Origin of the sequence: Staphylococcus sp. GDH8C109P (assembly GCF_017893405.1) — a bacterium.
GTDB lineage: Bacteria > Bacillota > Bacilli > Staphylococcales > Staphylococcaceae > Staphylococcus > Staphylococcus cohnii.
This window is the reverse complement of sequence record NZ_JAESMX010000013.1, coordinates 80,262-95,977: the sequence shown is the minus strand read 5'-3', so window position 1 is coordinate 95,977 and position 15,716 is coordinate 80,262. Positions and strand designations below refer to the sequence as shown.

At 32.7% G+C, this 15,716-nt stretch carries 9 protein-coding genes; 2 read left to right on the top strand and 7 right to left on the bottom strand.

The features are described 5' to 3' along the window. Nucleotides 1-540: 540 nt before the first annotated feature. From KA867_RS05275 to parE, 4 genes are all read right to left on the bottom strand, one after another. Complete coding sequence (locus KA867_RS05275; protein ID WP_210137243.1) at nucleotides 541-1,767, bottom strand: AI-2E family transporter; 1,227 nt, start codon at nucleotides 1,765-1,767, stop codon at nucleotides 541-543. A 387-nt stretch (nucleotides 1,768-2,154) separates the two neighbouring features. After that, nucleotides 2,155-3,600 (bottom strand): glutamine transporter AlsT, encoded by a 1,446-nt coding sequence (alsT, locus tag KA867_RS05270; RefSeq protein WP_210137242.1) that lies wholly within the window; start codon nucleotides 3,598-3,600, stop codon nucleotides 2,155-2,157. 250 nt (nucleotides 3,601-3,850) lie between these two features. Next, entirely contained in the window at nucleotides 3,851-6,253 is a 2,403-nt protein-coding gene (parC, locus tag KA867_RS05265; protein WP_210137241.1) for a DNA topoisomerase IV subunit A, read from the bottom strand. After that, nucleotides 6,250-8,244, bottom strand: a complete 1,995-nt coding sequence (gene parE / locus KA867_RS05260; RefSeq protein ID WP_210137466.1) for a DNA topoisomerase IV subunit B — start codon at nucleotides 8,242-8,244, stop codon at nucleotides 6,250-6,252. The genes parC and parE overlap by 4 nt, the downstream gene beginning before the upstream one ends. 203 nt (nucleotides 8,245-8,447) lie before the next feature. Between parE and plsY the strand changes: the two genes are divergently transcribed. Both plsY and KA867_RS05250 read left to right on the top strand, forming a co-directional pair. Further along, nucleotides 8,448-9,056, top strand: coding sequence for a glycerol-3-phosphate 1-O-acyltransferase PlsY (plsY, locus tag KA867_RS05255; protein ID WP_026034743.1), 609 nt, complete (start codon nucleotides 8,448-8,450; stop codon nucleotides 9,054-9,056). Nucleotides 9,057-9,710: 654 nt separating this feature from the next. Beyond that, nucleotides 9,711-10,007 carry a HesB/YadR/YfhF family protein gene (locus KA867_RS05250; protein ID WP_019467977.1) on the top strand — a complete coding sequence of 99 codons (297 nt, stop codon included), beginning with the start codon at nucleotides 9,711-9,713 and terminating at the stop codon, nucleotides 10,005-10,007. A 200-nt stretch (nucleotides 10,008-10,207) separates the two neighbouring features. On the opposite strand, the gene menI is transcribed toward KA867_RS05250, so the two are convergent. The 3 genes from menI to KA867_RS05235 form a co-directional block, all read right to left on the bottom strand. After that, on the bottom strand, nucleotides 10,208-10,669 hold the full coding sequence (menI, locus tag KA867_RS05245; protein ID WP_210137240.1) for a 1,4-dihydroxy-2-naphthoyl-CoA hydrolase MenI: 462 nt from the start codon (nucleotides 10,667-10,669) through the stop codon (nucleotides 10,208-10,210). A gap of 226 nt (nucleotides 10,670-10,895) precedes the next feature. After that, nucleotides 10,896-13,598, bottom strand: a complete 2,703-nt coding sequence (gene acnA / locus KA867_RS05240) for an aconitate hydratase AcnA (RefSeq protein ID WP_040030120.1) — start codon at nucleotides 13,596-13,598, stop codon at nucleotides 10,896-10,898. Between the two features lie 260 nt (nucleotides 13,599-13,858). Further along, nucleotides 13,859-15,502, bottom strand: coding sequence for a BCCT family transporter (locus tag KA867_RS05235; protein ID WP_457313823.1), 1,644 nt, complete (start codon nucleotides 15,500-15,502; stop codon nucleotides 13,859-13,861). Between the last annotated feature and the right edge of the window lie 214 nt (nucleotides 15,503-15,716).

Below are 15,716 nucleotides of genomic sequence, written 5' to 3'. Positions count from 1 at the left end.
GATCGTGCATACTTGCCTGGGGATATGGCTCGAGCCTGTAGTCTCTCGCTCATATCATTCCCCTAGGCGTCAGCACGTTTCAATATCACGATGTTAGATATTTAGTTCAAATAGAAATACTTTGACTTAATTCCATTCGAGCTAATTGTTTCAAGTTGTAGTTATTTTATTTCTTTTAATATATTTTGAACGTGCATGTTTGCCTGGTATATGGCTCGAGCCTGTAGTCTCTCGCTCATATCATTTTCCCGGGCGTCCACACGGTACAAAAATCTCTATAAGAGATGTGTCACGACATGTGAATGAAAGCGTTGAAACAATCCCTGAAAATGTATTCGGTTAAGAAAGCAAACACGTCAAAAAAACTTGCCTTTATATTAATGGCACTTAATATAAGAAAAGTAATAATTCAATAAGCTAACAATAATCAAAACAGTAATGAAAAAGGCAATTTCTATCTTATTTCAATAGAAATTGCCTTTTTTCACTTGACCAAGCACTTTATGTCTCAGCCTTTTAATACATTGTATAAATTTTAAATCAACGAATTTCTTCATCAGAAGTAATTTCATATTCTCCTGCATCATCACCATAATATTTATTATAACGACGTTTGTACATGGTAAACAAATGCGAAACTAATACTTTCAATATCGCATAAGCAGGAATACCTAAAATAACACCAACAACACCTAATAAATTACCCGCACTTAATAAGATAAATATAATTGTCAGTGGATGAATTTTCAATGTTTTACCCATGATATTCGGAGAAATGAAATGCCCTTCAATAAATTGAACAGCTGTCCAAACAACCACTAACTTCAGCAACATAATCGGTGAAGTAATCAAAGCAATTATAATTGCTGGTGAAATCGCAATCGTCGGACCAATATATGGAACAACACTTGTGACTGCAGCGATTGAAGCTAAAATTAAACTGTAGTCTAAACCGATGATACTATACCCAATAAATAATAATATACCAATACAGAACGATACGATAATTTGTCCTTGGATATAAGAACCAACTTGTAGACTCATTTTATCTAATAAATCATGAAAATCTTTTCTAAATTTAGGCGGCATTAAGTTTGTTGAAAATTCTTTGAAGCGATGCCCATCTTTTAGCATAAAGAATAAAACAAATGGTGTTGTAGCAATTACAACGCCAACATTTACTAAAGCTTCAGCAAAATTTTTAACTTTAGAACCAAAACCATTAAAATAATCAGACACCATTGAAGGTAACTTTTTCGCCAATGAATCTAATTGATCTTGAATTTGTCCATAAAAATTAGAAATTAAAGAGTATTTCGTTACACTATCTATAAATTTATTAACCTTGTCTACATAGTATGGGAAGTTATTTCCAAAACTTTTAAACTGAGCCCCAATCACAGGTATTAATAAATTAATAGCTAACGCAATCACACCAATAATGACTAAAAATAATATAATCACACCCCAAAGTCTTGATATATTATATCGTTCCATCAAATTAACTAATGGGTTAAATAAATAATATAATATAATCGATACAATGATCGGTGCTACAATTGTATTAAAGACAATAATAAATGGTTTAAAAATATAAGAGACTTGATCAAATATAAAAATCGCACAGCCAACAAATATTAATATAAGTAAAGCAAAAACTAAATCTTTGCCCCCTAAAAACTTCATAAAACGCGTTTCGGGGAAACTTAGTTTTAACTTACTTTTCTTAGATTCCGTTTCTTGCTTTAAATTATCTTCATTTGACATAACATCACCAAACCTTATTTTTCAAAATATATTGATCTTTTAGTGCATAATAAAAAATTATGCATTTTTGTGACACAATACATAACGTTTAATATTTAAAATAACTAATGTTAATCATAACACAATGACCATTTCCCAAACATTTATTTTGCCATGTTTTATTAAAAATAAACTAAACACGCATAATTCATAATAATAACTACGAATTAAATGTATTGATGGTGTATAAATATATTAGACTAAAACATTACAGTGTATATTAAAAAGCAGTAATATAAAATCAAATGTTTAAGATGACTTTATATTACTGCCTATATATAAATTAATATTAAAGAAAATATGATAATGAAGAAACATTTAAATCTTTACACTAATATTTAAACAAGATTATTTTTTCTTCATTCCCCAACTTTCAATACCAAACAAGTTGATTTCTAACTCTTCAGGTTTAAATACAGGCTTTTTGCCAGCTTTACGTTGACGTTGGTAATCATTCATTACTGCAAAAGCAATGTTAGATAAACCAATAATAGCTACTAAGTTGACAATCGCCATTAGACCCATAAATACATCTGCCGTACTCCATACCGTTTCAGTTTTCACAACTGCGCCAACGAAGACAAGTACAACAACTAAACATCTGAAAATAAATAATACAGTTTTATTTTCCCATAAAAATTCCATGTTCGATTGACCATAATAATAATTACCGATAACGGAAGAAAATGCAAATAAAGTAATCGCAATCGTTAAGAAAATACCACCTGCACTACCTAAATGTTCATTTAATGCAGATTGTGTAACTGCAACGCCTTGTGCTGCATTCTCTCCAAATTCCAACCCAGTATATAATAAAATCATTATCGCCGTTGCCGTACATACTAACATCGTATCAAAGAATACGCCTAATGATTGAATCAAACCTTGTTTAACTGGGTGTGGCGCAGCAGCTGTAGCAGCAGCATTTGGCGCAGAACCCATACCAGCTTCGTTTGAGAACAAACCACGTTTAATACCTTGAAGAACGGCTGCACCAACAGCACCTCCAGTTGCTTGTTCAAATCCAAAAGCATTTTTAATTATAGTTGCAATCATTGGTATGATTTGATCATAATTGAATATTAATATTACAGCAACTAAACCTATATAAATAATTGCCATCACAGGCACAATTATAGAAGATAATGTTGCAATACTTCTTACGCCTCCAAATATAATAATAGCAGTAACAATAGCTAAGATTATACCAGTAACAATAGGACTTACATTATATTGTGTTTTTAATGATTCAGCTATTGTGTTTGATTGTACTGTATTAAAAACAAAAGCAAATGTCACTGTAATTAATACCGCAAAAACAACCCCCAACCATTTTTGATTGAGTCCTTTAGTTATGTAATAAGCTGGTCCACCACGATAACCACCTTCTTCATCAGGCACCTTATACACTTGCGCAAGCGTCGCTTCAATAAATGCACTGGCTGCTCCGATAAAAGCAATAATCCACATCCAAAAAACTGCACCAGGGCCTCCTAACACAATTGCTGTCGCAACACCGGCAATATTACCAGTACCAACACGAGAACCTGCACTAATTGCAAATGCTTGGAATGGTGAAATACCTTTCTTACCATTTTCTAATGTTTCAGGTTTTTCTCCAATTGCTCGAAACATTTCCGGTATCCATCTTAATTGTACGAACTTAGATCCAATGGTAAAAAATATACCTGCTGTAATTAAAAGTCCAATTAAGTATTGTGACCAGATTAAATCATTCCCGACTTGAACAAATCCTTTGAACCAATCCGGAATCAAACTATCAAAATTGCTCAATTTAATCCCTCTCATCTATACAAATTAATTTTCATAGTAAAATCAAGAGATTTATAGTTTCATTCATGTTTATAAATAAAATCCAATGCTTATGTAGACATGAAAATAAATGAATCGGTAAAGTACTTATCATCAGCTTTGCACAGCACCTTTTCACATTACTATAAATCTCTTGCTTCATTTTTGTTACACCTTATAGGTATTTTATCATTATATTGTTGTATTTACTAACAAAATTTTAAAACTAATGTTATTTAACGCTCATATTAACAACTTCACCAAATTCTTTAACATCTACTACAAAGCTACCATTGGTATATTGTTCCGATAAATGAATATCTTTAATATTGCCGCTTTCTTCATGTTGTTTTGAATATACTGTATAAGTTGTATGATCCGGCTGAACAACGTTAGCTGCTACGATGCGATGTGGTGATTTTTTAAGCTCTTTTAATAATGTGATACCGCGTTGTGCACGTTTAGCTTTTTGTAAAATATTAAATCTTATGCGCTTTAATGAACCACGTTGTGTCGCCATCAAGATCGTGTTATTTTCATTAACGATTTGTGTTAACACAACATAGTCCTCACTTTTAAGGTTAATCGATTTAACACCAGCGGCTCTTAGTCCAGTATCTGATAACTCTTCACTACTGTAAGTTAATGACATACCTTTGTGTGTTAAAACAGTAATGGTTTGTGGTTCATCTAATCTCATTACATTGATCACTTCGTCATTATCTTTTAGTTTCATAGAGACAAGTGGTTTATTGTATCTTGATGTTTTAAACATAGAGACATTACTTTTCTTAATCATGCCATTTCGCGTAGCTAAAATATAAAATACATCTGGTTTAAAATCACTTTCACAATAAACATCTATAACATGCTCGCCTTCATCAATAGGCACAATCTGTGATACATGTTGTCCTAATTCTTTCCACTTAATCTCTGAAAGTTTATGAACTGGTATATAAAGATGTCTGCCTTTATTAGTAAATACTAATGCTGTATCTAATGTATTTACTTCTTGGTATTTGAGCATTGTATCCCCATCTTTTACTCCTAGCTCTTCTACACCACTGGCATTAAAGCTACGTAACGATGTTCGTTTTATGTAACCATGTTTCGTAATACTCATAATCACATTTTCGCTTGGTACCATGACCTCTTTGTCAATCTTGATTTCACTGATTTCAGCTTCTATAGTAGATAAACGTTGTTGTTTATATTTATTTTTTATTTCGCCTAATTCTTCTTTGATAACATTCAATAAAGCATCATGGTTATCTAAAATATTTTTTAAATATGCAATTTTAGCTTTTAATTCATCATGTTCTTCTTGTAATTGTACTATATCTGTATTTGTCAGACGATATAGTTGCAACGTAACAATAGCTTCAGCTTGTGCTTCTGTAAAATCAAACTCAGAAACCAAATTATCTTTAGCGTCTTTTTTATTTTTTGAATTTCGAATGAGTTTAATGACTTCATCTAAAATTGACAAAGCCTTCATTAGACCTTCTACAATATGCATTCTACCTTCTGCATTATCTAATTCAAAACGTGTACGCTTAGTAACTACATCAATCTGATGATTGAGATAACTGTCTATAAATTGACGAATCCCCATAAGAAGTGGACGACCGTCACTGATTGCTACCATATTAAAATTATATGCAACTTGTAAGTCTGTGTTTTTATATAAAAAATTAGCAACCGCTTCGCTATTGACATCTTTCTTTAATTCAATGGCAATTCGCAGCCCGGTACGGTCTGTTTCGTCACGTACTTCTACGATACCATCAACTTTTTTATCTGCACGCAGTTCATCCATCTTTTTAACAAGTGAACTTTTGTTAACTTCATAAGGTAATTCAGTAACGATGAGTTCTTTTCTACCATTTCTTAATTCTTCAACATCGACTTTAGAGCGAACAACAATTTTACCTTTTCCTGTTTCATAAGCTTTCTTAATACCATCAATCCCTTGAATAATACCACCTGTAGGAAAATCGGGACCTTTGATATACTTCATCAACTGACTGACAGTGATGTTTGGGTTATCTATATACTTCAATGTTGCTTGAATAACTTCAGCGAGATTATGCGGGGGTATATCCGTAGCATAACCTGAAGATATACCTGTACTTCCATTGATTAACAAATGTGGCAGTCTAGCAGGTAATACCATTGGTTCCATTGTTGTATCATCGTAGTTAGGCATAAATGGTACAGTTTCTTTATTAATATCTCTTAATAATTCTTCTGAAATTCTGCTTAATTTCGCTTCAGTATAACGCATAGCAGCTGCTGGATCGTTATCAATACTACCATTATTACCTTGCATTTCTATCAGAACATGTCGCAGTTTCCAATCTTGACTCAAACGAACCATCGCATTATATACAGATGAATCACCATGAGGGTGATATTGTCCGATAACATCACCGACAGTTTTTGCACTTTTACGGAAATTTTTATCAAATGTATTACCACTAGAATACATAGCGTATAAAATACGTCTTTGAACAGGTTTAAGCCCATCACGAACATCTGGTAATGCACGCTCTTGAATGATGTATTTACTATATCTACCAAATCGGTCGCCAATAACATCTTCCAGCGACAAATCTTGAATTATTTCACTCAATTCATTTCCTCCTCATCAGAATAATCCTGCTCTAGTATTTGAATTTCATTGTTATCCAGAATGCTTTGATCTTCTTGAAGACCAAATTCAACATGTTTTTCAATCCACTCACGTCTAGGAGCTACTTTGTCTCCCATTAAAGTTGTTACGCGTTTCGATGAACGTAATTCATCATCAACTTGTACTCGAATCAGCGTTCTTGTATCTGGATTCATTGTTGTTTCCCATAATTGATCAGCGTTCATTTCTCCTAAACCTTTATAACGCTGTAAACTAAATCCTTTGCCTAATTTCTTTTGTAATTTTTCTAATTCTTCATCTGTCCATGCATATTCTATTTTTTTAGAAGCACCCTTACCTTTTTCCAATTTGTATAATGGAGGTAATGCTATAAATACTCTACCTGCTTCTACTAAAGGTTTCATATATTTAAAGAAGAATGTTAATAAAAGCACTTGAATATGTGCACCATCCGTATCCGCATCTGTCATTATAATTACACGATTGTAATTGCTATCTTCTAATTTAAATTCATTACCTACACCAGCACCTATTGTGTGAATAATCGTATTGATCTCTTCATTTTTAAAAATATCTTCTAAGCGTGCTTTTTCAGTGTTAATAACTTTACCTCTTAACGGTAAAATTGCTTGATATTTCCGGTCACGCCCCAATTTTGCAGAACCACCAGCTGAATCACCCTCAACTAAATACAATTCTTTTTTCTCTGTATTCTTACTTTGCGCAGGTGTTAACTTCCCGGATAATAATGTATCTTTTCGTTTGTTTTTCTTACCTGATCGCGCATCTTCTCTTGCTTTACGTGCTGCTTCTCTTGCTTGTTGGGCTTTTAATGCTTTTTTTACGAGGGTTTTTGACAATTGTCCTTTTTCTTCCAGATAATATGGTAATTTTTCAGATACAACAGAATCTACTGCACTTCTGGCTTCAGGTGTACCCAATTTAGATTTAGTTTGTCCTTCGAATTGTAATAATTCTTCAGGTATACGAATTGAAATAATCGCAGTCAAACCTTCTCTTATATCATTACCATCTAGGTTCTTATCTTTTTCTTTTAATTCATTAATACGTCTAGCATAATCATTAAACACTCTCGTCATTGCTGTTTTAAAGCCAACTTCATGAGTGCCGCCATCTTTAGTACGCACATTATTGACAAAACTCAAGATGCTTTCCGAATATTGATCATTATACTGAAATGCAACCTCTACTTCTATATCATTAGCAGTGCCAGCAAAGTTTGCTACATCGTGTAACACTTCTTTACCTTCATTTACATAACTCACAAATTCTTTTATACCATCTTCATAATGGAAAACATCTTCTCTTTCTTTGCCAGCTCTCAAATCTTTAAGTGTAATTCTAAGGTTTTTAAGCAAAAATGCTGATTCTTGTAAACGTTCGCTCAACACATCATAGTTAAAAGATGTTGCTGATTTGAAAATTTCAGCATCTGGTTTAAAGGTAACTTTAGTACCTGTTTTTCTAGTTTTACCTTGTTTTTCTAATCCAGTAGCTGGTATACCACCATGACTAAATAGCTGTTTATAGATAGCACCATCTCTGTATATTTCTACTTCTAACCATTCACTTAATGCATTTACTACTGATGCACCTACACCGTGTAGACCGCCTGAAGTTTTATATCCACCTTGTCCAAATTTACCGCCTGCATGAAGTACTGTAAATATTACTTGAACAGTAGGTTTGCCCGATGTATGAATTCCGGTTGGCATTCCACGTCCATCATCTTCTATAGTAATACTTTCGTCCTTATTTATTGTAACTAATATTTCATTACCAAAACCGTTCAATACTTCATCGACGGAATTATCGACAACTTCATACACTAAATGATGTAATCCTCTTTTATCGGTAGAACCAATATACATACCAGGTCTTTTTCTTACGGCTTCTAACCCTTCCAAAACCTGAATGGAATCATCCGAATATTTATTTTGTTTGTTCATTGCCAATCGTTTCGCCCTCCTACAAACGTACGTTCGTTTTTAAAACTATACATTAGTTATTCTTATATAAATCTTGATAAATTGCAAGTATCAAATTAATATTTAAACCGTGTTTTACTACAGTTATAAATTTTTATTCGTCTAACCGAGGTCATATATGGTAAAATAATTTTAATGTCATTAAAGGATGTGGATTATGTATGGTGATGATAATTATCATGTTAATTTTAAGTTATCTCATTGGTGCTTTCCCAAGTGGCTATGTAATAGGTAAATTATTTTTCAAAAAAGATATTAGACAATTTGGTAGTGGGAATACAGGCGCAACAAACAGTTTTAGAGTATTAGGAAAACCTGCAGGATTCCTAGTTACATTTTTAGATATATTTAAAGGGTTTATTGTTGTGTTCTTACCACTATGGTTACCAGTGCATGCAGACGGTGCTATTAGTACATTTTTCACAAATGGACTCATCGTAGGCGCATTCGCTATTCTGGGCCATGTTTATCCAGTTTACCTTGGATTTAAAGGTGGAAAAGCGGTTGCCACAAGTGCTGGTGTTATACTCGGAATCAATCCTATATTATTACTCATTTTAGCAGCGATTTTCTTCGGCATACTTTATTTAACAAAGTATGTATCATTATCGAGTATCATAGCATCAATCTGTTGTGTTATCGGTGCACTATTAATTCGAGATTATATCTTATTAGTCGTGAGTTTCGGTGTAGGAGTTTTATTAATATTTAGACACCGAACAAATATCGTTAGAATATTTAAAGGCGAAGAACCCAAAATTAAATGGATGTAACTATTACAAAAGTCATTAGCAATCAATAACAAAAATAGCAAACATACTCAGACTGGGACAATCTAATGCCTCAGCTGCTGATAAGTAAAAGCGAATATTTGGCTAATAGAAAATGATGGAACATAAACCTATTCATTAGTCAGTTTTCCCTTATAGTGAAGCAGAAATCTTTAAAATAGACTTCTGCTTCACTATTTTTTATTCATTAAACTAATGATTTATAGCTCAGACTATCATTGTATTATTAATTTTTACTTATTATAATCCAAGTAAACCGTATGAATTAGATCTTCTATCAAAACGAGTATTTCAGAACATTATATATAAAATATAACTTAACATTTGTGGAATAAATGCACTTCTCTTAATTCTACGTTTATAAACAATAGCATCTACGTTATTTACTATTATTTAAATTATAATCCTTATATGCTTGTTAATTCATTATGTCACACTAATCCATAACATGACTAAATATCTTCGTTTTCACTTTGAAACACGATTGATCAATTTGAATTCAAAGAAAATTATACTTAAATATGATATACTACTTTTATTATTACTCAAAATTGGGTAATAACTATAGTACTAATTTAAAAATTAGTAACCAATGGTCACAAGCTATAACTTGTGAAATGAGAGGGGACTTTTATTATGGATATAAAACTTTCAGATAACGCTGTATCTTGGTTTAAAGATGAACTTGATTTACCTGAAGATAACAAAGTCTTACAATTTTTCGTTCGCTATGGTGGAGAATTCCAATTAAAACAAGGATTTAGCCCTGCATTTAGTGTTGATCAAAAAGATGATGTAGAAATTGGTTACGAAAACCATTTCGACGGCTTAGATGTAGTGATTGCCGAAAAAGACTTATGGTATTTTGAAGATCATGATTTATTCATAGACGTTAATGATAGTGTCGATGAAATTGCTTATTCTGCTAAATAATAATAGAACTCAAAACACATAACACAATTTATAATTCATATATTAATATATACTTAAAAAGAGCCTGGTTTCATTCCAGGCTCTTTTTATCAATCATTTTTGTCATGCTTTTGTACGCTTCAAAAATACATAGCAAATGAATTGATGTATATAAATACAAATGCCATACATTGAATTATGCATTTATACATCTAACTAAATTAAAGCATGCCATTTTTTACTTCAAATGTTTCTCCAGCTTGATTTCTTTTATCTACTTCTGCATACATAGCATGCCATTCCGGAAAATATCTATCTAATCTAATAGGCTTAAAGTTATCCTTTCTAATACAAGTCAAAACAGTTGAACCTGTAGTAGCTAAATCACCAGCCTCGTTGTATACTTCATAACGATAAATTGATCTTAAACGTGTATATTTTTCAACCCATGTCTTAATTTTAACAGTTTCAGGATACTGTATTGTTTTTATATATTTAATATCTAAATCTGTAACGGGAGAAATAATACCAGATTCTTCCATTGCTTTATAGCTAAAACCTAATTTTGATATATAATCTGTGCGTGCAACCTCAAACCATGTTGGATAATTACCGTGATAAATAACACCCATTTGATCTGTTTCTGCATAACGTGAAGGAATTTCTGTAATACTATAAATCATTATAAACGTCCTCTTTTCAATTGTTCGAATTACTTATATCTAAATATTAACATAAAAATGAAAGCAAGGCAGAAAACACATTTTAAAATCATTTCTACAGACTCACCTAGCAATAGTTAAAACTTTTAAAATTTTAACAATATATGTTTAGCGTTCACAAAATAAAATAAAATAAGACTGAGACACAAAAGATTGTCTCAGTCTTAACTATATTCATAATGAACAGTTAATTTGCTAATTTATTTCTTAATACTAATTGTAAAATACCACCATTACGATAGTAATCAATTTCTACATGTGAGTCGAAACGTGCAACTGCTTCGAAGTCAATAACTTCTCCATTTTCTTTTTCAGCAGTTACTTTGACTAAATCATGTGGTTTTACACTTTCATCGATGTCTACTGAAATCGTTTCTGTACCATCTAAGCCTAAACTATCAGCAGATTCGCCATCTTTAAACTGTAAAGGTAGCACACCCATCATAACTAAGTTAGAACGGTGAATACGTTCATAACTCTGAGCGATTACAGTTTTAACACCTAGTAAATTTGTACCTTTAGCTGCCCAGTCACGAGAAGAGCCCATTCCGTAATCATTACCAGCTAATACTACTAAACCAGTACCATCTTCTTTATATTTCATCGCTGCATCATATATAGGCATTTGTTCACCAGTAGGCCAATAAGTTGTGAAACCACCCTCTGTACCTGGCGCTAATTGGTTTTTAATACGAATATTAGCAAAAGTACCACGAACCATTACCTCATGGTTACCACGACGAGAACCATAAGAGTTAAATTGACGAATAGGAACGTCATGATCTAATAAATATTTACCCGCTGGTGTATCTTTACCGATAGCACCTGCTGGAGAAATATGGTCAGTCGTAACTGAATCTCCAAATTTACCCATAATACGTAAATTATTTAATGATTTAATATCATCAGGTTCTTTAGATAAGTTTTGGAAGAATGATGGATTTTGAATATAAGTTGACTCTGGATCGAAATCATATAACGGTTGGTCTGTTACATCGATTTCATTCCACATTTCATTATTATTATAAACAGTTTCATATTCTTCTTTAAACAATTCAGGAGTAACAACACTGTCTACAGTATCTGCTACTTCTTTAATTGTTGGCCAAATATCTTTTAGGTAGATATCTTCACCATTTTTTCCTTTACCTAATGGCTCATTTTGTAAATCAATATCAACTGTACCTGCAAGTGCATATGCAACTACTAATTGAGGTGATGCCAAATAGTTAGCTTTTACTAACGGATGAATACGTCCTTCAAAGTTACGGTTACCTGATAAAACAGATGTTACAAGTAAATCTTCTTCAGCAATCGCTTTTTCGATTTCTTCTAATAATGGGCCTGAGTTACCGATACATGTTGTACAACCGTACCCTACTAAATTAAATCCTAAGTCATCTAAATATTCTTGTAATCCAGAATCTCTTAAATAACCTGTAACAACTTTAGAACCTGGAGCTAATGAAGTTTTAACATATTCAGGTACTTTTAAGCCTTTTTCAACTGCATTTCTAGCTACCAAGCCAGCACCCAACATAACATATGGATTTGACGTATTCGTACATGATGTAATTGCTGCAATAGCAAGGTCACCCGTAGTCATTTGTGTTTTAGATCCATCTTTAAATTCAATTGTTGCCGTCTTATCAAATTCACTTTCATCAAAACCATGACCTTGGTTACCAGCAGGTGCAGTAACAGATTTTTCAAATTCTTCTTTCATATCACTTAAGAAGATTAAATCTTGAGGTCGTTTAGGACCTGAAAGTGAAGCTTCAACTGTAGCTAAATCTAATTCAACCACATCTGTATAATCTGGTTCATCTTTATCAGCAGTAAAGAACATATTGTTTTCTTCTAAATATTTTTCAACTAATTCAATTTGTTCTTCTGAACGACCAGTTAAACGTAAATATTTTAAAGATTCTTTATCTACAGGGAAGAAACCACAAGTTGCACCATATTCAGGCGCCATATTTGCGATTGTAGCTCTATCTGCTAATGGTAGCTGTTCTACACCTGGGCCAAAGAATTCAACAAATTTACCAACAACGCCTTTTTTACGTAATTCTTGAGTTACACGTAAGGCTAAATCCGTTGCAGTAGCACCTTGAGGTAACGCATTAGATAATCTTACACCAATTACTTCAGGAATTGGGAAATAAGAAGGTTGGCCAAGCATACCAGCTTCGGCTTCAATACCACCTACACCCCAACCTAATACACCTAGACCATTAATCATAGTTGTATGTGAGTCAGTTCCCACTAATGTATCAGGAAAAGCAACTGTTTCTCCGTCTACTTCACGTGCGTGAACAACGTTTGCTAAGTACTCTAGGTTTACTTGGTGTACAATACCAGTTGCTGGTGGAACAGCACTATAGTTAGCAAATGCTTTAGTAGCCCAATTTAAGAATTGATAACGTTCGTAGTTTCTTTCAAATTCTAATTTCATATTTCTTTCTAGCGCATCTGGATTCGCATAGCTATCTACTTGAACTGAGTGATCAATAACTAAATCCACTGGCACTTCTGGATTAATTTTATTTAAGTCTCCCCCAACATCATTCATAGCTTTACGTAATGACGCTAAGTCAACAACTGCAGGTACACCAGTGAAATCTTGTAAAATTACACGAGATGGTTTGAAAGGCACTTCACCTACTGTACCTTTATTGAATTCAGACAATGCTTTAATGTGATCTTCAGAAATAACAAATCCATCTTCTTGTCTCAATTCAGATTCTAATAAAACTCTAATCGAATATGGCAATTTGGATATTTTAGTTAAACCTTGTTCTTCTAAAGTTTTTAAATCATAGTATGTGTATGATTTCCCATTTAGCTCGAATGACTTTTTCGCTTGCTCTTTTAAATTAGAAGCCATATAAATCCCCCTTGAAATTTTTAGTAATTATATGCCGTTAATTAAATTGTATAATTATATGTAACTTAAAACAACTACCTACCATTATAAACATCTATAATTTAGATTTGAATTTACAATCAGTATGTATAAGCAAAACTTATCGTAAGTACATCGTGTAATAAGTTATTATTATTAATTGAGAATCATTATCACTAATTAAGTGCAATTAAACTTAAACAAAAAAACTGAGAGCCTTTATCGGCCCTCAGTTTTTAAGCTTATTTCTCTGATTTTTCAGCGTCTCTTAACGGCGCTCTTCGATTGATTATATCATCTTCAAAATCTTCTTGTTGATATTGTACATAATCTTGTAGTCTATGTTTGTTCGGCGTTAAAGTTAAGCCTAAGAATTTACGTTCTTTATTCGCATCTTTATAGAATGAAATCATCATCATTATAACTACAAAGGAGAATGGTAACGCACTGATTATGGCAGCACTTTGAATTGCATTTAAAGCATCTGCACCATTTCCTCCACCTGCAAATAATAATACGAAGGCAATTAATGACTGAGCAATACCCCAAGTCACTTTAACAACATTTGAAGGTTCTAATGAACCAAATGTCGTTTGCATACCTAATACAAATGTTGCAGAGTCTGCAGATGTAATAAAGAATGATGCAATAAGTACTAGCGCTATCAACGATAATATAATGCCAAATGGTATTTCATTAAACACACCAAATAATTGAGTTTCAGCTGTCATATTAAACAGTTCAGGATTTTTCTTACCAGTTTCAATACCTAGTACACCAAATACGCTGAACCATACAAAACTTACTAAAGCAGGTACTAAAAGTACACCACCAATAAATTCACGTACTGAACGACCTTTAGAAACACGTGCTATAAAGATACCTACGAATGGACTCCAGCTTAACCACCAGCCCCAATAGTAAAGTGTCCAGCTAGACATCCATTCACGTTTTTGTGGATTTTGAGCCGCTGTATCAAAAGTATTAAATAGGAATGAATTTAATAAACTACCTGTTGAACTTGTCATCATATTTAATATCAACACAGTTGGTCCAATAATCAAGACTGCAATCATTAGAACCGCGCCCAAACTAATATTTAAATTACTTAAGTATTGGATACCTCTACTTAAGCCTGACCATGCACTCATTATGAATAGAATCGTAACGATCACAATAATGATTGCTTGTACCCAAATAGTATTTGGTACACCAAATAGGTAATTCAAACCACCATTGATTTGTAATGCACCCATACCTAATGAAACAGCAACACCGACAACTGTAGCAAATACTGCTAACACGTCAATGATTGTTCCAATTGGACCTTCTACTTTATTGCCTAAGATAGGGCGTAACGTTCTTGAGATAAGTCCTGGTTCTCCTTTTCTAAACTGTGCGTAAGCAAGTGCTAATGCAACGACACCGTAAATAGACCACGCATGGAATCCCCAATGGAAGAATGTAGAACGTAATGCTTCAGTATATGCTGCAGTAGTTTTAGGTTCCGCATTTGGCGGTGCAGCAAAATCTGCCATAGGTTCAGCAGCACCGTAGAATACAAGTCCTATACCCATACCAGCACTGAATAGCATCGCAAACCAAGATATAGTATTAAACTCTGGTTTATCATTTGGTTTACCGAGCTTTAATTTTCCAATAGGGCTAAAAATTAGGAAAATACAGAAGAAAACAATAAACGTTGTAAGAATTAAGTAATACCAACCCAATTTATCAGTAATCCATAGTTTGATTGTGTTCGTAACATTGTCAAATTGTTCTGGAACAATTGCCCCGATTAAAACAACTATACCAACAATAATCGCACTATAAATAAATACTGGGGATATCTTCTTACCGTTTGGTTGATTTTCAGAAGAATTCACAATTAATTACTCCCTTTCATATTCATATTAAATTTTTAAATCTAAATAGAAAATTTGCAAAAACAAATTTATTTCTATTTTTTAGTTTTAACATTCATAAGAATAACAAACATCTATGTTAATATCAAATTCACTTTTAAAAAGTATTTTCTTAATTTAATAAATATTGTATAATAACATTTATATTAAAAAAATTTAATTAAGAGAGGTTATT